Origin of the sequence: Holophaga foetida DSM 6591, assembly GCF_000242615.2 — a bacterium.
In the GTDB taxonomy this organism is placed as follows: domain Bacteria; phylum Acidobacteriota; class Holophagae; order Holophagales; family Holophagaceae; genus Holophaga; species Holophaga foetida.
Genome location: NZ_KI912269.1, coordinates 269,767 through 292,051, shown reverse-complemented (window position 1 = coordinate 292,051; position 22,285 = coordinate 269,767). Strand labels below are relative to the sequence as shown.

At 64.9% G+C, this 22,285-nt stretch carries 22 protein-coding genes; 8 read left to right on the top strand and 14 right to left on the bottom strand.

Features of this window, described 5'->3' with window-relative positions:
- Positions 1-5: 5 nt before the first annotated feature.
- From HOLFODRAFT_RS0216715 to HOLFODRAFT_RS0216690, 6 genes are read right to left on the bottom strand one after another with little or no spacing between them, the layout of a single operon-like run.
- A complete protein-coding gene (locus tag HOLFODRAFT_RS0216715; RefSeq protein ID WP_005033563.1) occupies positions 6-1,520 on the bottom strand; it encodes a hydrogenase large subunit in 1,515 nt (504 codons plus the stop codon).
- Positions 1,517-2,950, bottom strand: coding sequence for a proton-conducting transporter transmembrane domain-containing protein (locus tag HOLFODRAFT_RS25610; protein ID WP_005033565.1), 1,434 nt, complete (start codon positions 2,948-2,950; stop codon positions 1,517-1,519). Before HOLFODRAFT_RS25610 ends, HOLFODRAFT_RS0216715 begins: the two co-directional genes overlap by 4 nt.
- A 2-nt stretch (positions 2,951-2,952) precedes the next feature.
- A complete protein-coding gene (locus HOLFODRAFT_RS0216705; protein ID WP_005033567.1) occupies positions 2,953-3,588 on the bottom strand; it encodes a hypothetical protein in 636 nt (211 codons plus the stop codon).
- A 9-nt stretch (positions 3,589-3,597) separates the two neighbouring features.
- Positions 3,598-4,524: a respiratory chain complex I subunit 1 family protein gene (locus HOLFODRAFT_RS0216700; protein ID WP_005033569.1), complete on the bottom strand. Its 927-nt coding sequence runs from the start codon at positions 4,522-4,524 to the stop codon at positions 3,598-3,600.
- Between the two features lie 3 nt (positions 4,525-4,527).
- A complete protein-coding gene (locus tag HOLFODRAFT_RS0216695) occupies positions 4,528-6,468 on the bottom strand; it encodes a proton-conducting transporter transmembrane domain-containing protein (RefSeq protein WP_005033571.1) in 1,941 nt (646 codons plus the stop codon).
- Entirely contained in the window at positions 6,465-8,420 is a 1,956-nt protein-coding gene (locus HOLFODRAFT_RS0216690; protein ID WP_005033573.1) for a proton-conducting transporter transmembrane domain-containing protein, read from the bottom strand. Before HOLFODRAFT_RS0216690 ends, HOLFODRAFT_RS0216695 begins: the two co-directional genes overlap by 4 nt.
- 525 nt (positions 8,421-8,945) lie before the next feature.
- On the opposite strand from HOLFODRAFT_RS0216690, the gene HOLFODRAFT_RS0216685 reads away from it, so the two are divergent.
- The 4 genes from HOLFODRAFT_RS0216685 (at position 8,946) to HOLFODRAFT_RS23545 (ending at position 11,316) form a co-directional block, all read left to right on the top strand.
- A complete protein-coding gene (locus HOLFODRAFT_RS0216685; RefSeq protein WP_005033575.1) occupies positions 8,946-9,572 on the top strand; it encodes an MBL fold metallo-hydrolase in 627 nt (208 codons plus the stop codon).
- Positions 9,573-9,595: 23 nt separating this feature from the next.
- The gene (locus HOLFODRAFT_RS0216680) at positions 9,596-10,021 is read left to right on the top strand and encodes an ExbD/TolR family protein (protein WP_005033577.1); all 426 of its coding nucleotides are present in this window, start codon (positions 9,596-9,598) and stop codon (positions 10,019-10,021) included.
- Positions 10,018-10,827 (top strand): energy transducer TonB, encoded by an 810-nt coding sequence (locus HOLFODRAFT_RS23550; protein ID WP_005033579.1) that lies wholly within the window; start codon positions 10,018-10,020, stop codon positions 10,825-10,827. The genes HOLFODRAFT_RS0216680 and HOLFODRAFT_RS23550 overlap by 4 nt, the downstream gene beginning before the upstream one ends.
- A gap of 63 nt (positions 10,828-10,890) precedes the next feature.
- Positions 10,891-11,316 carry a universal stress protein gene (locus HOLFODRAFT_RS23545; RefSeq protein ID WP_005033580.1) on the top strand — a complete coding sequence of 142 codons (426 nt, stop codon included), beginning with the start codon at positions 10,891-10,893 and terminating at the stop codon, positions 11,314-11,316.
- Here the strand turns inward: HOLFODRAFT_RS23545 and HOLFODRAFT_RS0216665 are convergent.
- Positions 11,297-11,740: a hypothetical protein gene (locus tag HOLFODRAFT_RS0216665; protein ID WP_005033582.1), complete on the bottom strand. Its 444-nt coding sequence runs from the start codon at positions 11,738-11,740 to the stop codon at positions 11,297-11,299. The genes HOLFODRAFT_RS23545 and HOLFODRAFT_RS0216665 overlap by 20 nt on opposite strands.
- 74 nt (positions 11,741-11,814) lie before the next feature.
- On the opposite strand from HOLFODRAFT_RS0216665, the gene HOLFODRAFT_RS0216660 reads away from it, so the two are divergent.
- Positions 11,815-13,005: a class I SAM-dependent rRNA methyltransferase gene (locus HOLFODRAFT_RS0216660; RefSeq protein ID WP_005033584.1), complete on the top strand. Its 1,191-nt coding sequence runs from the start codon at positions 11,815-11,817 to the stop codon at positions 13,003-13,005.
- A gap of 55 nt (positions 13,006-13,060) precedes the next feature.
- Here HOLFODRAFT_RS0216660 and HOLFODRAFT_RS0216655 read toward each other — a convergent pair whose 3' ends face one another.
- The 5 genes from HOLFODRAFT_RS0216655 to gatA all read right to left on the bottom strand — a co-directional run bounded on the left by HOLFODRAFT_RS0216655 (position 13,061) and on the right by gatA (position 16,502).
- On the bottom strand, positions 13,061-13,579 hold the full coding sequence (locus HOLFODRAFT_RS0216655) for a L,D-transpeptidase family protein (protein ID WP_005033586.1): 519 nt from the start codon (positions 13,577-13,579) through the stop codon (positions 13,061-13,063).
- Positions 13,576-14,286 (bottom strand): methyltransferase, encoded by a 711-nt coding sequence (locus tag HOLFODRAFT_RS0216650; protein ID WP_005033588.1) that lies wholly within the window; start codon positions 14,284-14,286, stop codon positions 13,576-13,578. Before HOLFODRAFT_RS0216650 ends, HOLFODRAFT_RS0216655 begins: the two co-directional genes overlap by 4 nt.
- Before the next feature lie 72 nt (positions 14,287-14,358).
- Positions 14,359-14,547: a hypothetical protein gene (locus HOLFODRAFT_RS0216645; RefSeq protein ID WP_005033590.1), complete on the bottom strand. Its 189-nt coding sequence runs from the start codon at positions 14,545-14,547 to the stop codon at positions 14,359-14,361.
- 42 nt (positions 14,548-14,589) lie between these two features.
- Positions 14,590-14,940: a zinc ribbon domain-containing protein YjdM gene (locus HOLFODRAFT_RS0216640; protein WP_005033593.1), complete on the bottom strand. Its 351-nt coding sequence runs from the start codon at positions 14,938-14,940 to the stop codon at positions 14,590-14,592.
- Positions 14,941-15,059: 119 nt separating this feature from the next.
- A complete protein-coding gene (gene gatA, locus HOLFODRAFT_RS0216635) occupies positions 15,060-16,502 on the bottom strand; it encodes an Asp-tRNA(Asn)/Glu-tRNA(Gln) amidotransferase subunit GatA (protein WP_005033595.1) in 1,443 nt (480 codons plus the stop codon).
- Between the two features lie 119 nt (positions 16,503-16,621).
- On the opposite strand from gatA, the gene HOLFODRAFT_RS23540 reads away from it, so the two are divergent.
- The 3 genes from HOLFODRAFT_RS23540 (at position 16,622) to HOLFODRAFT_RS0216620 (ending at position 20,255) form a co-directional block, all read left to right on the top strand.
- On the top strand, positions 16,622-17,968 hold the full coding sequence (locus tag HOLFODRAFT_RS23540) for a GGDEF domain-containing protein (protein ID WP_005033596.1): 1,347 nt from the start codon (positions 16,622-16,624) through the stop codon (positions 17,966-17,968).
- A 294-nt stretch (positions 17,969-18,262) separates the two neighbouring features.
- On the top strand, positions 18,263-18,496 hold the full coding sequence (locus HOLFODRAFT_RS21950; RefSeq protein WP_005033598.1) for a 4Fe-4S dicluster domain-containing protein: 234 nt from the start codon (positions 18,263-18,265) through the stop codon (positions 18,494-18,496).
- A gap of 19 nt (positions 18,497-18,515) precedes the next feature.
- Positions 18,516-20,255, top strand: coding sequence for an FAD-dependent oxidoreductase (locus tag HOLFODRAFT_RS0216620; RefSeq protein ID WP_005033600.1), 1,740 nt, complete (start codon positions 18,516-18,518; stop codon positions 20,253-20,255).
- A gap of 83 nt (positions 20,256-20,338) precedes the next feature.
- Here the strand turns inward: HOLFODRAFT_RS0216620 and bshB1 are convergent, their stop codons facing one another.
- Positions 20,339-21,061 carry a bacillithiol biosynthesis deacetylase BshB1 gene (gene bshB1, locus HOLFODRAFT_RS21945; RefSeq protein WP_005033602.1) on the bottom strand — a complete coding sequence of 241 codons (723 nt, stop codon included), beginning with the start codon at positions 21,059-21,061 and terminating at the stop codon, positions 20,339-20,341.
- Between the two features lie 31 nt (positions 21,062-21,092).
- On the bottom strand, positions 21,093-22,274 hold the full coding sequence (bshC, locus tag HOLFODRAFT_RS25605; protein ID WP_005033605.1) for a bacillithiol biosynthesis protein BshC: 1,182 nt from the start codon (positions 22,272-22,274) through the stop codon (positions 21,093-21,095).
- Positions 22,275-22,285: the final 11 nt, after the last annotated feature.

Genomic DNA, 22,285 nt, shown 5'->3' with positions numbered 1-22,285 from the left:
ACGCCTCAAAGATCGTGTCCGCAGTAGGAGAGATTGAAACTCTTGTTGATGAGGGGGAAGTCGGAGATCTGCTCCCCCCGCAACGCCAGCGCCAGTCCGAACCAGTTGTGGAAGGATGGGTCGACGATCTTGTACCGGGCGAAACACCCCTTCCCATCGGTGATCGCAAGATGCAGCACCTCGCCCCGCCAGCCTTCCACCAGGGAGATGCAGAGGGCATCCGGCATCAGCGCGGGAAGGGGGGCTGGCTTGGCGTCGACCGGAAGGTCCGCCAGGGCATCCAGGGCCTCTGCGAGGAAGCGGCGGCTTTCCTGGAGCTCCTTCCAGCGGACCCAGCCCCTGGACAGGACGCGGCCCCTTTCGGCCAGGCTGATGGTGACAGGGTGTTCGCCGTAGGGGCCGAAAGGGTGGTCCACACGCGAATCCCGGCGGATGCCGCATGCCCTGGCGGCAACTCCCACCAGACCAATATCCCGGGCCTGCTCCGGGTCCAGGAGCCCGGCTGCCTCGAAGCGGTTGAGGACCGAGGATGCCCCCCAGAGGAGTTCCAGGGCGTCGTTCGTGTCATACCAGGCCTGGGCGAGCCTGGGAGACAGCTCCCGGGCCAGTTCCGGCTCCAGATCCTGCCTCAGCCCCCCGGGCTTCAGCCAGTCCCTGCCAAGTCGGCTCCCGCAGACCGCGGCGCTGAGGTTCAACCAGTCCCCCCGGATGCGCCCGCAGTAGGAAGAGGTCGGCAGAAAGCCCACATCCCCCGCCATGGCCCCCAGATCCCCGGTGTGGTTGGCGGCCCGTTCCAGTTCCAGGGCCACACCCCGGACCCACTCTGAACGGGGGGGCACCGTCACACCCGCCAGTCCTTCAAGGTTGCGGCAGTAGGCCCAGGCGTGGGCGATGGTCGAGTCGCCGGAGGCCGTTTCGGCATGCTTCAGGCTGAGGGGATGGGGCCCCCCGATGAGGGCTCTCTCGATGCCCCGATGCTGGTAGCCCAGGGCGATCTCCAGGTGGAAGACGGTCTCGCCGTGGCACTGGAATCGGAAGTGGCCGGGTTCGATCACCCCGGCGTGGACAGGTCCGACGGATACCTCGTGGACCTCATCCCCTCCCACCTGGAAGAAGTCCGTCACGCCCGGCACCGGGGCTTCGGTCCGTCCCCAGGCGTCCCGGGTGCCCCAGGAGCGGTGGTAGCGCACCGGTTTCAGCCAGGGATGGCCCGCTGGCACGATGCCGAACTGCTCGGCCATCTCCCGTTCGAAGAGGTGGGCCTGGGGACACTGCGGAGTGATGGAGGGGAAGCAGGGCTCTTGAAGGCGGGTCTGGCCGACCCACAGCCGGTCCCCCTGGTCCTCCGCAAGAACGGCGAATACCCGCAGATCGGGAGTCGCACAGAGGCAGGCCAGGCGCTGGCCTTCCTTGACGGACTGGAGGATCTCGTCCCGGAAGGCATCGATATCGAGCTCCTCCAGCCTAGCCAGGGGCATGGCCTGGCCGTTGCGGAGGGGGGTGAATCTGCGCTGGCTCATGGCTGTCCCTCCACCCTGGCTGCGGCGTTATGGAGCATGTCGGACAGGGGCCTGGGCAGCCAGACGCCCAGCACCAGCGCCAGGACCAGGGCTCCGACCAGGGGGGCTGTCAGTGGGACGGTGTCCCGGTAGGGGGTTCGCTCCCGGCGGGCGCTGGGGGTGCCCAGGACCATCTGGAGCACCGTATCGCTCATGGCCAGGAAGATGCCCCCCAGGAACACCAGGAAGAGCACCCCCAACCAGAGGGATTTTCCGGAAAGGGCCGCCGCCGCGATGTTGAACTCGCTGATGAAGGGCGCAAAGGGAGGCATGCCGGTGATGGCGAGGAAGCCCAGGATGAGGAGCCAGCCCGACACGGGGGTGCGCCGGATCACGCCCGTGACGTGGGGCAGCTGTCTGCTGGCGTAGCAGCGGTGGATGTTGCCTGCGGACAGGAACAGCACGCTCTTCACCAGGGCATTGGCGGCCAGGTGGAAGAGGGCGAAGCGAGCCGCCAGGCCCCCGATGCCGATGCCGAAGATGAGGATTCCCATGTGCTCGACGCTGGAGTAGGCCAGCATGCGCTTCAGGTCGACCTGGCGGACCATGAAGACCATGGCCCAGGCCATGGAGAGCAGGCCGAAGCCCACCATCAGTTCCTGGGCGAAGCGGATCTCCCCCGCCGCCGCAAGGATGGCGTAGATCCTGAGCAGCGCGAGGAAGGCGCAGCTTGTCACGCCGCCCGCCAGGAGGGCTCCGACCACGCCGGGCGTCTCGCTGTAGGCATCGGGTTTCCAGGTGTGCAGCGGGGCGATGCCCATCTTGGTGCCGTAGCCGATGAGCGTGAGCACGAACCCGGCCCTGAGCCAGGGCTTGGAGAGCTGGAGGGCCTTGCCCATCAGGTTCTGATACTCAAGAGGATCCCGCACCCCGCCCACATGGGCTGAGTAGGCGATGAACATGGTCCCGAGGAGTGCGAAGGCGATGCCGACCGAGCCGATCATCAGGTACTTCCAGGTGGCCTCCACGGAGCGGGGATTGTGGTTGAAGTAGATGAGGCGGGCCGTGGTCAGGGTCAGGGTCTCCATGGCCACCCACACCAGGCCTGGATGCCGGGCCTGGGTCACCAGCGAGGCCATGCTCAGGAAACCCAGGAAGCACAGGATGAACTTCCTGTGGGGCCGTTCCGGGCGAAGGGCGAGGTAGGCGGGCACGTAAAATGAACAAATCATAAAAACAGCGCTGATGATCAGCATCACCCAGCCCCCCAGGGCATCCAGGGCCAGCCATGAAGTGGGAGGTGCCGTGCCCCACCCCCGCAGGGCGATGAGGACTCCCAGGAATTCCAGGACGGCGGTGATGGGCAGCAGGCGGATGCGCCAGGTGTCAGAGGGGATGAGGTAGGCGATGAGGGCGGCCAGCAGGGGAAGGATGATGAGGTACCAGGCCATGGTCAATCCTTCAGCTTGGACAGGTTGTGGGTGTCCATGGAATCAAAGGCTGCGCTGATGTGGTGGATCACGATGCCCATGATGAAGATGCCCACGAAGAGATCGAGGAGGATCCCCGTCTCCACCAGAAGGGGCATTTCTTCCACCAACAGCAAGCCGAAGAGATAGATCCCGTTTTCGAGCACCAGGTATCCCACCACCTGTGTAATGGCCTTCTTTCGGGACACCAGGAGCAGGCAGCCCGTGAAGAGCGTTGCCATGGATGCGGGCAGCAGCAGGGGGTGGGGGGTGTCAGGTGGCAGGGGCAGGTGCTGCGCCATGAGCAGGCTGAGTCCCGTCCCCAGGGCGCAGAGGATCAACGACGCCGGATAGGAGATATAGGGATCGACCTCCCGCTGGATCTTGGCTTCCTTGAATGCCCGGCGGAAGAGGAAAGGGATCAGCCACCCCTTCACGACGATGGCCGCCAGGGCCATCAGGAGGATGTGGAAATGGCGTCCCAGTCCCATGGCGATGGGCATCAGGCCCAGGAGGACGCCCTGGAAGACGGCCATCTGGATCACCTTGTTGATGCGGCCGGAAACCGCCAGTGAGAAGTTGGTCAGGAATGCGAGAGCCAGCAGGAAATCACAGAACATGGCGTTCCCCTACGCAAACAGGAGGGTGAAGGCGAAGGCCGAGGCCACCACGGCGGCCAGGAGGAGCTGGGGCACCTTGTTCATCCGGAACCTCGCCATGATGCTTTCGACGATGCCCACGGCTACGGCCAGCGCAGCCAGGGCTCCGAAGAAAGCCACCCAGTCCAGCCACCAGTAATGGGTTCTGGGGAGGAAGGGACCCAGGATCAGTGCGCCGAGCACCAGGAGCTTGAGGCTGGATCCATAGAGCACCAGGGCGAAGGGGCGTCCCGAATGATCCAGCACCATGACCTCGTGGATCATCGTCAGTTCCAGGTGGGTGTTGGGGTCGTCCACCGGGATGCGCGCGTTCTCCGCGAGGTAGACGATGAACCAGGCCGTAAGCACCAGGATGTGGGGCGCCATGACCCTGGAAAGGGTGAACTGAGGGGAAGCCAGCATGCCGGAAAGGGAGATGCTGCCGGAATACTTGGCCAGGGTTGCAAAGCCCAGGAAGAGCGCCGGTTCCGCAAGGGCCGAGAAGGTGAGCTCCCGGGCCGACCCCATGCCTTCGAAGCTGGAGCCCGTGTCGAGGGCCGAAAGCACCGTCAGGAATCGCGCCACCCCGAAGAGATAGGCGAAAAAGATGGCGTCCCCCTCGAAGCGGATGGGGGCGGGGAAGTGCCCGAAGGGCACGATCAGGGCGGCGACCCAGCCCACGGTCACCGTGGCAATGGGCCCCAGCAGGAAGACCCAGGTGGTGGTCCGGCTGAAGACCGCCCGCTTCCGGATGAGCTTGGCCAGATCGTAGTAGAGCTGGAGGATCCTGGGGCCTTGGCGTCCTGCCACCAGGGCCTTGACCTTGTTGATCAGCCCCGGGATCAGGGGGGCGACCAGGAGTGCGGTCAGCCCATGCAGCAGGAGGTGAACGAGGCGGATCGGCAGGATATCTTCCATGGTTCAGACCACCATCCAGACAAGAAGAAAAATCAGGGTGAGCATGACGTAGAGCAGGTAGACCGCCAGATAGCCCCGCTGCAGGATCCGGAAGAGGATCAGGAAGCGGCTCAGGAGATCCAGGCCCGGGGAGGCCACCCGGTCCAGCACCGGGTCCGGAAGGTGGCTGTGGAAGCGCCGGGGCGAAGGGAAGATGGCCAGGATGCGCCGCCATCGGACCTTCGGCAGGAGCACGATCCTCATCCCCGAAACCAGGCCATCGGCGAGGGAAGAGGCGGTGTACTGCATCCTCGGAGTGGCTGCGGCATAGCCGCAATCCCAGGTGGGGACTTGGCGGGCCGAGGGCATGGCGCGGGCCCATCTCCAGAGGAGACAGGCAAGACCCAGAAGGGGGATGGCGAGCACGCTGAGCGCGGGGAGGTGGGCCAGTTCCCCGATCCCAGGCAGGACCTGCTGGCCCGCCAGGTCCGCCACCAGGCGATCCAGGCCCGGAAGCCCCAGGAAGGAGAAGAGCCCGATCAGGATGCAGGCTCCGCCGAGGATTCCCATGGGCACCAGCATGGTCCGGGGGGATTCGTGGGCATGGGTGGCGTGTTCGGAGCGCGGCTCCCCCAGGAACACGATGCCGAAGGCCTTGCAGAAGCAGGCCAGGGCCAGGGCCCCGATGATGGCCAGGGCCGTGAGGGTGAGGATCGGCCAGGGCGAACGGGTCAGGATCAGACCCCGGAAGGCCGCGAGATAGATCAGCCATTCGCTGATGAAGCCGTTCAGGGGCGGGAGCCCGCAGATGGCCCAGGCTCCGGTCAGGAAGCCCGCCGAGGTGCGGGGCATGGAACGGGCAAGCCCTCCCAGTTCCTCAAGGTTCTGGGTGCCCGTCGCGTGCACCACGGAACCCGCAGCGAGGAAGAGCAGCCCCTTGAAGAGGCTGTGGTTGAGCACGTGGAGCAGGCCCCCGCCATAGCCCAGCACCATGATCTCCAGGTGGCCAGTGCTCTTTCCGATGCTGCCGATGCCGATGCCCAACAGGATGATCCCGATGTTCTCGATGGAGTGGTAGGCCAGAAGCCGCTTGAGGCTGTGCTGCCCCAGGGCGAAGGCGACTCCCAGGATCCCCGAGAGCGCTCCGAGGATCACCAGCACCCCGCCCCACCAGAGCGGCGGGTCGGGTACCCAGGCCAGGAATCGCACCAGGCCCAGAACCCCCATCTTGATGAGCACCCCGGACATGAAGGCGGAGACGTGGCTGGGGGCGGCCGCATGGGCCGGAGGCAGCCAGAAGTGCAGGGGGAAGGCGCCCATCTTGAAGCCGAATCCCAGCAGGAAGAGCACGAAGGCCGCCGTGAGCCTCCCGGTCCCCGCGAGGCCCGCCGGGAAGGCGGAGAAGGCGAAACTGCCGGTGGCGGCTGATACCAGCGCAAAGGCACCCAGGAGGCAAAGGGTTCCCGTATGGGTGGACACCAGGTAGATCCATCCCGCCCGCCGGGTCTCGGGGTTCCGGTCCTCGGTGATCACCAGGAAGAAGGCCGCCATGGCCATCCCCTCCCAGCCCAGGAGGAAGGTGAAGGCGTGGGAGGCCGCCACCAGCAGCGCGAGGAAGGCCGTCAGCAAGCCATACAGCAGATGCAGGCGGCTCGCATTCTCATCGCGGTCCCTCCAGTAACCCACGCCGAACAGGCTTCCGCAGGCGGGGACCAGCAGGACCGGGATCAGGAAGAAGGCCGCAATGGCGTCGAAGTGCAGGAGTCCCGCGCTGCCGAGGGGCGTGGCCGGAAGGGAGAGGGTCCACGGTCGGCCACCGCAAAGGAGGTGGAGCGAGGCCGTCAGTCCTGCCAGTGCGCCCAGTCCCTGGAGGATCGCCGCAATCCTCCCCCCTCCTTTCTGGAGGAAGAGTCCCGGGATGCCGGAGAGCGCCACCAGGAGGAGGGCCAAGCCATAGGGGATCATCCCAGGAGCCTCCGCCGCACCAGCATCCATAGGAAGACTGCCACCAGTGCGATGAGGATGTAGAGGATGTAGATCGACAGGTAGCCCCGCTGCAGCCTGCGGAAGCGCAGGAGCCGTGTGGCGAGGCGATCGATGCGCGGGGCGAGCCAGGCATCTCCCACCGCGTCCTGGAACCCGGTGTGGAAGGTCGTTCTCCCGGGGAAGATGGCCCGTATCCTCCGCACCCGGGTCTTCACCATCGGGAAGAGGGCGGACCAGCCATCGGAGAATGAGTCGGCGGTGTACTGCATCCGGGCCGTGGGGGCTGCATAGCCGCAATCCCAGGTCCCGGGCCGTTCAGGAACGCTGTGCGAACGGCGCAGCCAGAGGAAGGCCCCCGCTCCCATGGCAATCAGAAGGATCGACATCCCGGAAAGGAAGGAGAGGTCTCTGCCCAGGCCGGCAGCCAGCAGCTCAGGGCTGCCGGGGGCGAGCACACTCACCACCCGGTCCAACAGGGGCAGGAGCAGGGGGCTTCCCAGGCTCATGAAGAGGCAGATCGCCCCCAGGATGGCCATGGGCACCCACATGGAGGGACCCGGGTCGTGGGCGTGCTCGGCCGCAGCACTGTGGGGCTCCCCCAGGAACAGGAATCCGAAGAATTTGGCAAAGGCCACCCCCGCCAAGCCACCGGTGAGCGCCAGGGCGAAAATGGCCAGGACCGCCCACCAGGGGCTGTCGTGGAGCAGGGAGGCGAAGAAGCCCCGGTAGAGGAACCATTCGCTCACGAAGCCATTGAAGGGGGGCAGGGCGCTGACGGCCATGACTCCCGGGAGGATGGCCAGGGTGGTGATGGGCATGCGCTTCCCCAGGCCGCCCAGGGCATGGAGTTCCCGGGTGCCCGTGGCGTGCAGCACCGATCCCGCGCCGAAGAAGAGGAGGCTCTTGAAGAAGGCGTGGTTCCAGACGTGCAGGATCGCTCCGCCGAAGCCGAGGGCCGCCAGCCAAGGGTTTCCAAGGGCGCGTCCGGTCCAGCCGAGCCCGATCCCCATGAAGATGATCCCGATGTTTTCGACGCTGGAGTAGGCGAGCAGGCGTTTGTAATCTCGCTGGGCCAGAGCGCAGGCCACCCCATAGAGGGCTGTGATGCCCCCCAGGATCATGAGGATGCCCCCCAAGTGGGGGACCGGTGGCAGCAGGCTCGAAATCCGGAGAATCCCGTAGACACCGCTCTTCAGCATGACGGCGGATAGGACCGCCGAGATATGGCTCGGGGCTCCGGCATGGGCCCCAGGCAGCCAGAAATGCAGGGGGAAGGCCCCAGCCTTGAACGTGAAGCCCAGGATGGCGACCAGAAGGATGACAATCTCGCCAGCGTTCGCGTGGGTCCCCGGTGTTGGCATCCCGCTCCAAAGCAGGCTGCCGGTGTGCCGGAACAGGAGCACCACCAGGGCGATGAGGCACAGGGTCCCCGTATGGGTGGACACCAGATAGATCCAGCTGGAGCGGCGTACCTCGGGGCGCTCGTGCTCCGTGCCCACCAGGAAGAAGGCTGAGATCGCCATGAGCTCCCATGCCACCAGGAAGATCATGCCCTGGCGGCAGATGAAGACTGCGGTGAGTGCGGTGGCCAGAAGGGCATAGAAGAAACGGACGAAGGTGCCGGTCCTGGGGGTGGAGGCGGGCCAGTAAGTGGAGGCGTAGACGCAGCCCAGGCCCACCACCACCTGGAGGGGCAGGATGAAGGCCGCGGACAGGGCATCGAGTTCCAGGCATACCGCGGCACCCCAGAACTGGAACTGCATCTGGGAGACCTGACCGTGGATCAAGGTGTGGGTGGCGCCTCCAAGGGCGAGGCCGGCCCCGAGAAGCCCGAGCCCGATATAGAGCCTTCCGCCCGGGAGCCGGGTCAGGGCCAGGACTGAAGCCGCCAACCAACATCCCATGGCCGAAAGGATTAATGCCAGATCCATTGCCCAAAAACTCCAGAAGACACAGGGCCGCGTTCCTGTTCCACGTACGCGTGCCCTGTGGCCAAAGACACGAAGGCCCGGATATTCCAGGCGATTCGACACATCAGAACCAGATGGAGATACACAGGCCTGATGATGAAATGGCGTTGCGGAACGATTACCGCAAAGCGATGTGCTTTGGTTGCAACGATATATTTAATTTTCAACTGAATCGATACTGTGGGGACAGTCTCCTCCTGGTCGATCCGGGTTGTCAAGGAAAGGTCTGGGGCGGGTGGTCCGCAACTGGCATAAATGGAATTGGAATCGTCTGATGGCAACGATGGACGGACTGATGATTCGAGAAATGCTTTTATGGCAGACCATCAATGGATATCGCTGACCTTTTTCCCCTTCGTTGGGTGAAGCAATCTGAAACTCGTGATTTCAACCCATCCCGGAAGGCGCCCCGGATCGGAACCCTCTTGTGCCGAGGAAATGAAACCAGCAGCCCGCTGTGTCAAATTGGAAGGGTTGGAGGATTCCATGCTGAAGTTCGAGACCTTTCCCGCCGGTGCCCTTGGCGTCAACTGCTCCCTGGTGTGGGATCCCGCAGCGGCCAAGGGGGTGGTGATCGATCCCGGAGGGGATGCGGCCCGCATCGCCCGCCGTGTCAAGGAGTTGGGCTTCCAGGTGGTGGAATTGCTTCACACCCACGGGCACTTCGATCACATCGGCGCCACCAAGGCTCTCCAGACGGCCTGGGGCTGCCCAGCCTACCTGCACGAGGCCGACAACTTCCTCCTGGTGGATCTGGATATGCAGACCGGGCTCTTCGGGATGCCCTCCGTGGAGCGTCCCGATATGCTTCCCCTCCCGATGGGAGAGCCCCGCTTCGGCTTCAAGGTGCTGCATACGCCCGGCCATTCGCCAGGGGGCTGCTGCTTCCTGGGGGAGGTGGAGCAGGGTCCCATCGTGTTCACCGGTGACAGTCTCTTCCAGGGGGGGGTGGGTCGCACAGACCTGATGGGAGGTCACTGGGAGCAGCTGGAGGCCAGCATCCAGCGTGAGCTCTTCACCCTGGACGATGCCACCCTCGCGGTGCCCGGGCACGGGCCCATGACCACGATCGGGAGAGAGGCCCGAAGCAACCCTTACGTCCGACGGGGGTAGACTGTTCTCTGAACGGAGGCAACATGGCGTTCACGCCGGGTTCCAAGCACGGACAGATGGCCGATATCAACATGACGCCCTTGATCGACGTCATGCTGGTGCTGCTGATCATCTTCATGGTGGCGGCCCCCATGCTCACCACCGGGGTGGATGTGAGTCTGCCTGAGAGCCGCACCGGCAAGAGCCTGGAAGCCGAGGCTCTTACGGTGACCCTGGCCCGGGACGGCCAGATCGAATTCGAGAGGCGCTTCGTCCAGGAGGGGGTGCTCAAGAAGGAACTCCGGGAGCGGGCCGCCGCCAACCGGAAGCGGCCTGTCATGGTGCGGGCCGATCACAACATCCCCTACGGGCGGGTGATCGCCGTTGTGGACGCCATCCGGGAGGCCGGGTTCACCCAGGTGGGCTTCGTCACCCAGGGGGCGCCCAGCGTTCCCGAGAAGGAATCGTGAGCCAGGATCTCGCCAGCATTCTCCACGAGCGCGCCCGCATCGGGCAGATGCGGTGGCCTGTGGGGCTGGGCTTGAGTCTGGCCTTCCATGGGCTCGTCGCGGGACTTCTCGTCCTTGGCGCTCGGCACAGTGCGGAGAGTGTCCCGGAGGTCAAGGTCACTTGGGTCAGTCTTCCCGGCGTGGGCGGGGTCTCGGGTGGATCCGGAGCACAGGAAGAGGGCACCCAAGGGGAACGCCAGCGCCGGGTGGAGGAGGTGGCGCCCACGTCCGATGCGCCCCACAGTGGCCCCACGCCGGATACCTGGGGCACCCGGTCCCGCAACCCGGCCAAGGGGACCAACCCCAATCCCCTCTCCACCGGCACCGCACCCGTGGCGGCCAAGGGCAGGAATCCCAACCCCAACGCCACCCGCGGCGCTGCTGGAGAGGGGGGAGGCGGGGGGGTCGGCATTGGCAGCGGTGTCCCGGGTCTCAAGGCCAGTGGCGGTGTCCAGGGCGGTACGGGCCTCGTGGGGGAGCTGGACGGCAACTTCCCCTTCGTCTGGTATCTCCAGAACGTCCAGAACACCATCACCGGCAACTGGAACCGCTTGAGCAATGTCCAGGGGCGGGTCCAGGTCTACTTCCGTATCCGTCGGGACGGCTCCCTTGAGGGCATCCGGGTGGAGATCCCCAGCGGGAACGCCGCGCTCGATCAGGGCGCCCTCCTGGCGGTCAAGCGTTCCGACCCCTTGCCCCGTCTCCCGGACGGCTTCGAAGGCCGATCCCTGGGCGTGAGGTTCTGGTTCAGCTATCTGGGCAACTGACGCTGGCTCAAGGCGATTCCGGCCCTATGTTGGGGGTGTTCCCCAATCCACAAGGAGCCAGCCATGGTTAAGCGCATATTGGTCGGTGTTGATTTCTCCGAGGCCTCCAAGACCGCGTTGGCGCAGGCCCACGAGTGGGCCAACCGTCTGGGGGTCCCGATGGTGGCCATCCACATCCTCCAGCCCCCGGCACCCATGCTGCCCGAGGCCCAGATGGCCCTGCCGGACCCGGCCTGGCTGGACACCATCGAGATCCATGCCTTGGAGCAGTTGAGGCTATGCATCCAGGACTATCCCGGGGCGAGCGCCCTGGTGAAGTGGGGAAGCCCCGCCGAAGAGATCGTGGCCGAGGCCGACCTCGACACCCTGATCGTTGTGGCCCACGTCGGACATTCCGCCTTCGAGCGGATCCTTTTTGGCAGCACCGCCATCAAGGTTGTCAAGCACGCCCCCTGCGATGTGCTGGTGGTCAGGGCACCCAATTCCTGACCCGTGGTGAGAAGGCGAAGAACATGACCGGTACGACGGCGATGTAGGACCGGGCGTGGCGCGTCCCGCTGGACCCGGCAGCGCCGAAGTAGAGGGGGCCCAGCAGGGAGCACGCGCCGAAGATGATTGAGGCGAGCAGGGTCTCCCGCCGCAGGGAAGCGATCCGGGATGGGAGGCTCTGCCCCGCCAGGGCACCCTTGGCCCTGCGGATGCGCCAGAAGACATAGGCCGCCGCCAGGAAGGTCAGCCCCGTGAAGGTGTGGCCCAGGGTCTGCACCGCAGCCGGGTCTGAAGGCTCTCCCTGGGGGAGGCGGGTGAGGAGGAGTTCCAGGGCCAGGGGCCAAAGGACGCAGACGACCAGGCCGAAGGCGTATGGCCATCGGCGAGCTTGATGCAGGGACTGGTTCTCGGGGTTTGTTTCCATGGGGCTTCCGCAGGCTTTACATCATCTCGCAAGATCGGGAGCAACTGTCCAGCCCCCTGTCTTACGATGGAGGGATGAGTGAAATCCGCTGGCCCTATCCCGTCCTCCGCCTCAAGCCCGGCAAGGAGGCTCTCCTCTCCAAGCGACATCCCTGGGTCTTCTCCGGAGCCCTGGGCGAGACGCCCTCCGCTCCCCTGGTCCGTCTGGCCGATGCCTCGGGGAACGTCTTGGGCGTGGGCACGGCCTCGCCCTCCAATCCCCTGGCGGTGCGCATCTTCCGCTTCGAGGACGCCCCCCTGGATGAGGCTTGGTTCCAGGAGCGGCTCCAGAGGGCTCTGGACTTGCGGGAGACCCTGGGGCTGGATGGCCCGGAGGCCGGGTGCCGCTGGATCTTCGGCGAGGCCGATGGCCTGCCGGGCCTGGTGGTGGATCGCTACGCTCAGGCCCTGGTGCTCCAGGTGGGGACGGCGGGGCTGGAGGCCCTGCGCGACACTTGGTGGCCCCTGCTCTTTGATCTGGGCAAGTCCCGTGGCCTCTCTATCTTCGTGGAGCGGAGCCAGTCCGGGCGCAAGGAGGAGGGCCTGGCCCCCGTCAATCGCCTCCTGAAGGGTTCCCTGGGGGGGGCCATCGCCATCCGGGAGGGACAGGCCCTCCTCAGCGCCGATCTTCTCAAGGGGCAGAAGACCGGTTTCTTCCTGGACCAGCGTGAGCATCGCCTCGCCCTGGGTCGGGTTTCCAAGGGTTGCCGGGTCCTCAATGCCTTCGGCTACACGGGAGGCTTCTCCATCCATGCCGGTCTGGGAGGCGCCCTCGAAGTCGCCACCCTGGATATCTCCGGCCCTGCTCTGGATCAGTGCGAGCGGGACTGGGTCGCCAACGGCCTGGACCCTGCCCGGCACACCCGGATGCAGGGAGATGCCTTCGAGTTGATGCGGAACCTGGAGCCCGGGGCCTGGGACCGGGTCATCGTGGATCCTCCTGCCTTCGCCAAGGCCCGCAAGGATGTGGACAATGCCTTCAAGGCCTACAAGGACGTCTTCCGCCTGGGGGCCCGCGCCACTGCCCCAGGCGGCCTCCTCTGGTGCTTCTCCTGTTCCCAGCACATCGACCGGGGCCGCTTCCAGGAGGCCGTATGGACCGCCCTGCTGGAGGTCGGCAGGGAGGCTCAGGTCCTGGCCCACCTCGGCCAGCCCCTGGACCACCCCTACGCGCTGAACCATCCTGAAGGGTTTTATCTCAAGGGGGTGTGGTTGCGTGTGAACTGAGGATGAAAGGTGGTGGAAGTGGCTTTTTGTTGTATTTATTTATTTAAAACGGGTATCAGGGCTTGATGTGGATGGGGGTGCCGTCTGGGACGATCCGCCAAAGCTCTTCGATCTCCGGGTCGGTGACGGCGATGCAGCCATGGGTCCAATCCATGCTGGTGTGCAGGCTTCCGACCCATCCCTGGCCGTTCTTGAGTCCATGGATCATGACGGCACCCCCGGGATTGAATCCACCGGCCTTCGCCCGTGCGATGTCAGAGGGCGAAGGGTAGGAAATGTGCAGGGAACGGTGGTATTGGCTATTCTTCATGCGGCCATCAATGGTGTACGCGCCTTCGGGTGTCCGCTTGTCTCCTTCCCGTTCCTTGGGGCCAATCGGCGATGCCCCGAGGGCAACGCGGTAGGACCGGATGGGCTTTCCCTTTGCGTAGGCCGTCATCAATCGCTTGGCCTTCTCCACGACGATGAGGTCAGCCCTCGTGCCGTGGGGGGAGCGCGGTGAGGCCGCGCCACAGAACTGGACGGCCAGGGTGGGCAGCATCAGGATGATTGCCAAGTTTGCGGGGATTCTCATGGCTTGAACCCTGGGGCTGGTGGGCATTGATACGGATCTTCGTTGCCCTGACCGTCCGGTTCGGCCATCAGGAGCCTGTTCATGGGTGTTATGTCTTCCGGAATCCGCTGGGTGAATACCTGATACCCCTGGAATCGCAGTCGGGAGGCGCGGGCGGCATCCATTGCCAGCGGACCCTCCAGCCAACCCTCCAGGCCACCGAGATCGCCCCTCTTGAGGTCGTGACAGCAGGGCAGCACCGCAACGCGAGCCCCGACCTCCACCGCCCGTTCCAGGATCAGGTCCGTCAGCCCGCCGCACGCATGGGCCGAGACGACCAGGTCATCGCGATGCAATGGCACATTCTTCAGATCGGTCTCGATGAAACTGACCCGGCCTGCCAGGCGCGGCCACGCTTCACACAGCGAGGCCTCCAGGGTTGCGGCACTCTTCGGAAGTCTCAGGTCAACGGCCAGGGCTCCGGGGGAGCTGTCGTCGAGCAGCAGGAGGATCTGTGCCAGCAGACCGTGGCCACAGGCCAGATCCACGATCCGCCTTCCCCTGAACCTGCGTCGGACCCTGCGGGCGACCTCCCAGGCTTCGTAAAGCTCCTTGCGCGGCAGGCAACCGGCACGGCAGACGACCCTGGCGATGGCGTCGAACAGGGTGTCTCCAGCAAATTGGTGGAGGAGCTTTTCGGTAAGACGATTGCGGGAGGAACGGTCCATGAAATCAGCAGAGCCTATGCCGGGGATCAAGTCGATGGGAAAGGAGGGCACCCTGGATTCGCAAGGATGTCCTCACTTCCCCTTGTTCCCGCCCCGTTGGTGGGCGATGGCGGTGCGGGCGGGACGGATGCTCTGGATCTCCTTGGCCCCGGTCTTGGGATCGGCTTCAGTGCGCTTGGCCCCCTGGAGGGGGCCCTTGCCGGTGGCATTGGCCGTTGCGATGGTCTTGAGGAGCTCGGGGGGGACGATGGGTTTTGCCATGGTCCATTCTAGGGCCTGTAAGGGCGTTCAGCGCGACGAGTCTCAGCTCTTCTTGACGAACTCCGACTTCAGGCTCATGGCGCCGAAGCCCTCGATCTTGCAGTCGATGTTGTGATCGCCTTCCACCAGGCGGATGTTCTTGACCTTGGTGCCCATCTTGAGGGGGGATGGGCTGCCCTTGACCTTCAGGTCCTTGATGAGGGTGACGGAATCCCCGTCCTTCAGGACATTGCCGTTGGCGTCCCGCACAACCAATTCCGCTTCCGGCTGCTGGTCTTCCCCTGCCAGGGCCCATTCGTGGGCGCATTCCGGACAGACGAACATGCCCTCGCTCTCGTAGGTGTATTCAGAACCGCATTTCGGGCACTTGGGCAAGCTGGTCAAGAGGCACATCCTTAGCTGGGTGAGGGGTAAGGCCTCGCGGAGGCCTCCTGGAGTCTACCGTTTGGATCTGTCGGAGGCCATGGGCGCGCCGAAGTTGTTTTCGCGGGAAGGGGGCTGGGAACCGGGATTCACGATCTTTTCCTATGGAAGTCGCTGATCCCCTGCCAGGCCTCCGTGATCTCCAGGAGTTTCACGTCCGACAGGCTGGGCCCCACGAACTGCAGCCCCACGGGCAGCCCTTCGCTGAAGCCCGCCGGGGCGGCCACCACCGGGAGGGCAGCCAGGGGCATGGTCACGGTGAAGACGTCGGCGAGGTACATGGCCATGGGGTCCGCCAGGTTCGCCCCCAGGGGGAAGGCCGTGCCGGGGCTGACGGGGGTGGCCAGGATGTCCACTTGCTTGAATGCCTCGACAAAATCCCGGGTGATGAGGGTGCGGGCCTTCAGGGCCTTGAGGTAGAAGGCGTCGTAGTAGCCCTTGGAGAGGCAGAATGCCCCCAGGAGGATGCGCCGTTTCACCTCGGCTCCCAGCCCGGCATCTCGCGTGCCGGAGATCATCTCCTGCAGTTCTCCGGCCTCTCGACGGAGGCCAAAACGGACGCCATCGTAGCGGGAGAGGTTGCTGGAGACCTCGGACGTGACGATGAGGTAGTAGGTGTCGATGGCGTAACGGGTGTGGGGCAGGGACACGGGAACCAGTTCGGCGCCCTCCGCTGCCAGACGCTGGAAGGCCGCCTCCAGGACGCCCCGCACCCCGGGCTCGATCCCTTCGCCGAAGTACTCCCGGGGCAGGCCGATGCGAAGTCCCCTGAGGGTGGCGGGGCGCAGGTCTGCCAAGCCTTTGGTACCCGGAAGGTCAAGGCTGGTGCTGTCCAGGGGGTCCCGGCCTGTCAGCACGGAAAGCCCGAGGGCCAGATCCCGGGCCGAGGCCGCCACGGGTCCCACCTGGTCCAGGGAGGAGGCCATGGCGCTGACGCCGTAGCGGCTGAGGGCGCCGTAGGTGGGGCGCAGGGCCGTGATGTTGCAGAAACTGCCGGGGAGGCGCACCGAGCCGCCGGTGTCCGTGCCCAGGGCGAAGGGGGCGTAGCCCGCCGCCACCGAGACGATGGAGCCCGAGCTGCTGCCTCCGGCCACCCGTGAGAGGTCCCAGGGGTTGCGGGTGGGGCCGAAGGCGCTGTACTCGCCGCTGGAACCCATGGCGAATTCGTCCATGTTGGCCTTGCCCATGGGGACCGCCCCGGCTTCCAGGAGGCGGTTCACCACGGTGGCGTTGTAGGGGGCGGTGTAGCCCTGCATGATCCGGGAACCGTTGCTAAGGGGGGCGCCCTTCCAGTGAAGGTTGTCTTTGAGCACCACGGGGATGCCCAGCATGGGGGTGCGCTCCCCGGCCCGCAGGCGGCGATCGGCTTTTCTTGCGGCGTCCAGGGTCAGCTCCCGGTCCCGGAAGAGGATCGCGTTCAGATCGCCTTCCCGCTGGTCCATGCGGTCCAGGGCCTCCATGGCCAGGAACTCCGCAGAGAGGTCTCCCGCATCCAGTCCCGTCCGCCAGTCCATCAGTGTTCCAACGCTCATTCGAGGCACTCCTGCTGCATCGAGTTTGCCATCTTTTATAAAAGCTCGACGCGATTGCTCTCGGATCCGTATTCCTGTCCGATACTTCCAGATATGCTCGATGGGACCCCATCCAAACCATGAACATTCTCGCGATCACCAGACACGATGCCCTCATTGAGCGGTTGCGAGCCGCCTTTGAGTCGTCGGGGCATCAGGTTCATTGGGTGTCGGACCATCTCCAGGCACTGGTGACGGAGGCCTGGAACCAGGCCCACGTCATTCTGGTGGACGCCAGTGGGGATCCTCTGGATGGCTACCGTTTCTGCATGCTCCTGAGAGGGGAGTCCCGGGTTCTCTTCCAGAACCTGCCCATTTTTCTCGTCATGGATCATCCCCCCACGGCGGAGGAGGAACGACGTCTCTGGGATATGGGTGCCGATGGCTTCATCCTGGCCGGGGATGGGCTTCAGAAGTTGTTGAGCCACCTCGGCCCGGCCCTGGAAGGGGGACAGAGCCGCACTGGTGGGCCCCCCATTCCGGTCCTGGCTTGTGGCCTGGGGGCTGGAGTCATGCGCAAGGCTCGGGCTGTTCTTGAACACTTCGGATATGATCTGCAGGCTGCCGATGCGGAGATGCTGCCTGAGGCTCAGCGAAGCCTCAAGGCTCCCCTGATGCTTCTCGGACTGGCGGGGGATGGGGAAGGGGCGCTCTCGGTTCTCCAGGGGATGAGGGACCACGATTACCGCCCCTACGCGATCCTCATGGGGCGCACCCCTTCGGAAGCCCTCATGCGGAGGCTGCTTCTGTTAGGGGCCCGGGAGATCCTGCCGGCAACCCTTTCTCCCTCACGATTGCTGCACGCCTGCCGCCGGGGCATGGAGTGGCTCCACGTCAAGCGGATCCAGCACGAGTTCCAGATGCATCTCAATGACCTGAGGGATCGCCGGGTGCTTCTGGAAATGGAAACCGCCACCCTGCGCACGGAGGTCCTGACGGATCCCATGACTGAGCTGCTCAACCGACGGGCCTTCAATCAGCATCTGGAGCACGCCCATCGGCAGTGGGAACGGCATCGTCGGCCATTCGTCCTGATTCTGGGGGATCTCGACTACTTCAAGCTCATCAATGATCGTTTCGGTCACCTGGTGGGGGATCAGGTGCTGCGGGCCGTGGCGATGCGGGTGAAGGGCGCTCTGCGGCGCTCGGATCTGGCCTTCCGGATCGGTGGCGAAGAGTTTGCCATCCTGCTGGCGGAGACGGGGATTGTCGCTGGCATGGAGGTTGCCGAAAAGATCCGGGCCAGGATTGATGAAGATCCTATTGTGCTCGCCGAGGGACAAACGATTTTTCCCACCATGAGCTTTGGGGTGGGTGCTCCAAACGGACAGGATGTCGCCAACCTCTTCCTTGCTGTCGATGAAGCACTTTATGCGGCCAAGCACTACGGCCGCAATCGGATTGAAATGGCCAAATCCCGTTCCTGACCTGTGTTTTTTGGACAGGGTGCGATCGTGAAATCAATGTATTCCTGGGCTTTATTTCTTTGTTTGTGACGCTTGGCACAACGATAGGCGTGACTGTTTCTCCGCGATTGACACTGGATTTCGTAGGGGTGAAAAATGGATCGTTCCACACAAAGAAAAGGGCGTCTATCTATTTGTGGTTTTGATGGCTTGGCATTTCTTTGGCTTGTAAGTGTTGAAAATCGTCTTTTGATCAGAATTTTTGATTGATTCTGCCCTACATAAACCTGCTTCCCATGAAAGGAGCGAAAGCCCATGAACGTCATCAAGGTCGACGACGAAAAATGTGTCGGCTGCAAGACCTGCTACAAGGCTTGCTGGCTCGACGTCATCCGGTGGAATGAGGAGACCAAGCGTCCCGTCATCGCCTATGCCGAGGACTGTGTGGAGTGCAACTTCTGCGAGATCAGCTGTCCCACGGACGCGATCTTCGTGAACGTTGACTACACGCGCCAGTTCCCCAGCCCCTACATCCCCCGCGTGAACTAGGAATAAGGAGACCAACGAAATGGCTACTCTGGAACAACTGGGTACGGTCGTTGAGACTGACCTCCTCGTGGTGGGCTTCGGCATCTCCGGTCTCGCGGCCGCCATCACCGCCAAGGAAGAAAACGCCGGCCTCAAGGTCCTGGCTGTGGACAAGGGCTGTGTCGGCTACGCCGGCAAGGCCAACAAGGGTGGCGGCCACGTGGCCTTCATCCCCGAAGGAGCGGAAGAGCTCTACGTCGAGTACCACACCAAGAACTGTGGCGACTACCTGAACGATCAGGATCTTATCCGCAAGTACGCGAGCCACACCGTCAAGACCATGGATCGCTGGGCCTCCTGGGGCGTGAACTTCATCGGTCGCGAGCACGCCGGCCAGGCCCACGCCGTGATTCCCTGGAAGGTCTGCATCGTCGACAACGACCTCATGATCCCCATGGCCAAGACCGCCCGCAAGCTGGGCGTGGAGTTCTGCGAGAAGATCACCATCACCGATCTCCTCAAAGAGGGTGACAAGGTCGTGGGCGCCTTCGGCTTCAGCCTGCTGACCGGCGAGACCTACATCTTCAAGGCCAAGGCTGTGGTCCTGGCCTGCGGTGACCAGAACTTCCGCATCATGCGCATGTGGAACTCCGGCCGCGGCGACGGCATTGCCGCTGCCTACCGCGCTGGCGCCAAGATGCGCAACGCCGAGTTCGGCAGCTTCATGAACATCATGAGCGCTGAGCACAAGCTGGTGGCCTACGGTGCCGAGGATGCCCTGGTGAACGCCAAGGGCGAAAACTGCTCCGAGCGCGCTGACCTGGACCCCTCTCTGAAGTCCGTGGTGGGTGGCGTCGATCTCGGTGGCTCCCAGTCCGTGCTGATGTATCTGGAAGTCCGGGACGGCAAGGGCCCCATCTTCGAGGACAGCTCCAAGAACGGGTTCCCCACCAGCTTCGTGGGCCGGAACCTCTGCAACCTGACTGGCCCCCCCGATCCTCCGTTCCGCCGCCCCTGCTCCGAGAAGTTCTGGGCGCGTATCATGGAGAAGAAGCACGCCGGTTACCGCAATGACGGTCCCATGAAGGAAGTCATCCCCGGCGTGGTGGGCGAGTTCTCTCCCCTCTACGTGGATCATGACTACGCCACCAGCGTGACCGGCCTCTTCGCCTCCGGCGACATCTGCGGCTGTGGCGGCGGCTGGGCCGGCGCCGTTCCCACCCCTCCGGGGCGGAACCGTGGGTCAGGCCTCATGCACGCCGTGATGACCGCCATCTTCGCGGCCACCAGTGCTGCCAAGTTCGTTGCTGCTACCCCCGCCCTGGGCAAGGTCGACGCGGATCAGGTGGCCAAGCTGAAGGAGGAGACCTACGCTCCCCTGAAGCGCATGAAGATGGGCACCACCACCCACGAGATCGTCCGCGAGATCGGGGAGATCATGCAGCCTGTGGGCTACTCGGGCTACAAGTCCGCTGACCGCATGCAGGAGGCCCTGGATCGCGTGCTGGTCCTCAAGGCCAAGCTGGCCAATCTGGTGGCCCTGGATCCCCACGACCTCTCCTCCGCCAACGAGTGCCGCAGCATGGTGCTCTGCGCCGAGATGTTCTACCGGACCTCCATGGAGCGCAAGGAAAGCCGCGGCTGGCACATGCGCGAAGACTTCAAGACCCGCGACGACAAGAACGGCGCGAACTGGATCGTGGTGCAGGACAAGGGCGGCGAAATGAGCCTCACCCTCGATCCCCTGCCCATGGACCGCTACAAGTACAAGCCCGAGTAGGGGTTTCCGGGGCCACGCTCCCGGATGGATGCAGAACGCCCGCACTCATCGTGCGGGCGTTCTCACGTACGTACCCCAGCCGTTCAGGGCTTCAGCTTTGCCAGGAGTTCCAGCAGGGCCGGTGCCACGGGCTTCTCGCACCAGATGCCTTCGGCATGGTTGCAGCCCAGGAGGCTGCCCCAGTGCATGGAGCGGCCCTCAATGCCGCGGCGGAAGGAGGGGTGCGCGATGCGGGTGGCGGGCAGATCGGGGTTCTGGGTGAACTGGCTGCCGAAGGCATCGAAGGCGGCCATGCGCTGCTCCCAGACCTCGGAGACATCCACCACCAGGTCCGGCGCCGTGGGCGGGTTGACGCCGCCGACCCAGGCCACGGCGCTGGGGCGGAAGGGCTGGCCTTCACAGGGGTAGTTGCGGAGTCCTGCGTAGTAGGCTGCCTCCCGACCGATGCGGTGGATGCGGCGGTGGTCGGGGTGGTGGTCCTCGGGGTGGGGCAGGATCAGCACCTGGGGACGCAGGAGGCGGAACTGCTCCATGAGGGTGATGCGGTAAGCCTCGCTTTCGTCGAAGCGCGCATCGGGGAAGTCCAGGATGATCCGGTGGACCCCCAGGATCCGGGCGGCCTCCATGGCCTCCTGGTGGCGCAGGGCAGCGGTACCTCGTGTGCCCAGATCCCCGGCCGTGGCGTCGAGGATGGCCGCTTTCAGGCCCCGCTTGGCGGCCAGGGCCAGGAGGCCCCCAGCGTGCACTTCGGCATCGTCGGGGTGGGCACCCAGGACGAGGAGATCGAGGTTGGCTTCATGGCTCATGGCAGACCTGCTTCAGGTAAGGACGCGGGTTTCAAAGAAAAGAAAGAGTGTCCACGAAGACGAGGGACTCTCCGCTCTCCAGCCCTTCCATGATGCGCTGGAGGAGCTGTGGATCGCGGAGCCAGTGGATTCCGGGAAGCACCCGTTCCTGGGGCCGATCGAAGGGGAAGAGCTGCTGGCGCAGGCGCTCCGGGTCTCCTCCGAAACGATGGGCGGCGGCGTCCCGGAGGAGGCGGCGGTCCAGTTTCTCGAGGCGCCGTTTCGTCCGCGCCATCTCCCTTTCGAATCGTTCCGTCAGGGCCTTGCCCCAGGCGGGATCCGGGGGAAGGAAGCCGAGCCTCTCTGAGGGCTGGGGCAGGGGGGCATCCCGGAAGGCCTCCCAGCGACCCGCCTGGATGGCGGCCAGGGCCTCCTGATCCAGGTTGAGACCCGGCGGGACCAGGTAGACCGTGGGGCGGGGGATGATGCGGGGGGCCTGGAGGCCGACCCGTTCCCAGAGGGGTTCCGCCAATCGCCAGTAGGCCCGCTCTGCTGGGCCCAGCACCGCTCCCTCCACAGGAAGCAGGAGGGACTGCATGAGAGGGCGCAGGGCCGCTCCCGGGCTCAGCCACCAGCCTCTGGGACAAAGCTCCCCCCTGTCGAGGCGGCGACGGATACCGCTTCGGGGATCCAGGCGGAACCACGCGGCCTGGTTGCGGGGATCCAGCGGCAGGGGGGCGCCTTCGACGACAAGGCGTTCGGCTTGGCGGAAGAGGTCACTCTCCAGGTCCAGGGCTCGCCAACGCTCCAGTTCCGCCTGGATGGAGGCCCTGGCCTCCGTCCTGGTCGGCGAGAAAGGTTCGATGCCAAGGTCCCACAGGGGCTGGCCCAGGGCCAGGGCGTGGCCCCGCAGATCGGGGCTGGCGGGTTGGGGAAGGGGACCCCACAGGGTCTCGGCCTCTCCCTGGTGGGACTCCATCCAGGGCAACCAGCCCGTGGCGGTTCCCTCCGGGGCCTGGAAGCGGAATCGGTGGGGCACGAGGCGCTGGCCCTGGAGCCCGACGGTCTGGGCCACCTCCTGGCGGTCGTGGTCTTCGTCCGCCATCCAGTAGATGGCCCGGAGGCCCTTCCGGCGGGCTTCCACCAGGGCGGTGAGGGCCTTGACGACGGAAAGAGCCGGCGTCCAGCCCGCGCCGATCTGCTGCCCTGTGAGGATGGCCCGTTGTGGCTCCATTCGCCCAGGGT

What these genes read in the sequence shown, in the direction of transcription:
- bshC (WP_005033605.1), bottom strand. Translation starts at nt 22,274, where the DNA reads ATGGAGCCACAACGGGCCATCCTCACAGGGCAGCAGATCGGCGCGGGC.
- HOLFODRAFT_RS0216640 (WP_005033593.1), bottom strand. Translation starts at nt 14,940, where the DNA reads ATGTGCCTCTTGACCAGCTTGCCCAAGTGCCCGAAATGCGGTTCTGAA.
- HOLFODRAFT_RS0216700 (WP_005033569.1), bottom strand. Translation starts at nt 4,524, where the DNA reads ATGGAAGATATCCTGCCGATCCGCCTCGTTCACCTCCTGCTGCATGGG.
- HOLFODRAFT_RS23540 (WP_005033596.1), top strand. Translation starts at nt 16,622, where the DNA reads ATGAACATTCTCGCGATCACCAGACACGATGCCCTCATTGAGCGGTTG.
- HOLFODRAFT_RS0216665 (WP_005033582.1), bottom strand. Translation starts at nt 11,740, where the DNA reads ATGGAAACAAACCCCGAGAACCAGTCCCTGCATCAAGCTCGCCGATGG.
- HOLFODRAFT_RS21950 (WP_005033598.1), top strand. Translation starts at nt 18,263, where the DNA reads ATGAACGTCATCAAGGTCGACGACGAAAAATGTGTCGGCTGCAAGACC.
- HOLFODRAFT_RS0216690 (WP_005033573.1), bottom strand. Translation starts at nt 8,420, where the DNA reads ATGGATCTGGCATTAATCCTTTCGGCCATGGGATGTTGGTTGGCGGCT.
- HOLFODRAFT_RS0216685 (WP_005033575.1), top strand. Translation starts at nt 8,946, where the DNA reads ATGCTGAAGTTCGAGACCTTTCCCGCCGGTGCCCTTGGCGTCAACTGC.
- HOLFODRAFT_RS0216655 (WP_005033586.1), bottom strand. Translation starts at nt 13,579, where the DNA reads ATGAGAATCCCCGCAAACTTGGCAATCATCCTGATGCTGCCCACCCTG.
- HOLFODRAFT_RS0216620 (WP_005033600.1), top strand. Translation starts at nt 18,516, where the DNA reads ATGGCTACTCTGGAACAACTGGGTACGGTCGTTGAGACTGACCTCCTC.
- bshB1 (WP_005033602.1), bottom strand. Translation starts at nt 21,061, where the DNA reads ATGAGCCATGAAGCCAACCTCGATCTCCTCGTCCTGGGTGCCCACCCC.
- HOLFODRAFT_RS0216680 (WP_005033577.1), top strand. Translation starts at nt 9,596, where the DNA reads ATGGCGTTCACGCCGGGTTCCAAGCACGGACAGATGGCCGATATCAAC.
- HOLFODRAFT_RS0216715 (WP_005033563.1), bottom strand. Translation starts at nt 1,520, where the DNA reads ATGAGCCAGCGCAGATTCACCCCCCTCCGCAACGGCCAGGCCATGCCC.
- HOLFODRAFT_RS0216695 (WP_005033571.1), bottom strand. Translation starts at nt 6,468, where the DNA reads ATGATCCCCTATGGCTTGGCCCTCCTCCTGGTGGCGCTCTCCGGCATC.
- HOLFODRAFT_RS0216705 (WP_005033567.1), bottom strand. Translation starts at nt 3,588, where the DNA reads ATGTTCTGTGATTTCCTGCTGGCTCTCGCATTCCTGACCAACTTCTCA.
- HOLFODRAFT_RS0216650 (WP_005033588.1), bottom strand. Translation starts at nt 14,286, where the DNA reads ATGGACCGTTCCTCCCGCAATCGTCTTACCGAAAAGCTCCTCCACCAA.
- gatA (WP_005033595.1), bottom strand. Translation starts at nt 16,502, where the DNA reads ATGAGCGTTGGAACACTGATGGACTGGCGGACGGGACTGGATGCGGGA.
- HOLFODRAFT_RS25610 (WP_005033565.1), bottom strand. Translation starts at nt 2,950, where the DNA reads ATGGCCTGGTACCTCATCATCCTTCCCCTGCTGGCCGCCCTCATCGCC.
- HOLFODRAFT_RS0216645 (WP_005033590.1), bottom strand. Translation starts at nt 14,547, where the DNA reads ATGGCAAAACCCATCGTCCCCCCCGAGCTCCTCAAGACCATCGCAACG.
- HOLFODRAFT_RS0216660 (WP_005033584.1), top strand. Translation starts at nt 11,815, where the DNA reads ATGAGTGAAATCCGCTGGCCCTATCCCGTCCTCCGCCTCAAGCCCGGC.
- HOLFODRAFT_RS23545 (WP_005033580.1), top strand. Translation starts at nt 10,891, where the DNA reads ATGGTTAAGCGCATATTGGTCGGTGTTGATTTCTCCGAGGCCTCCAAG.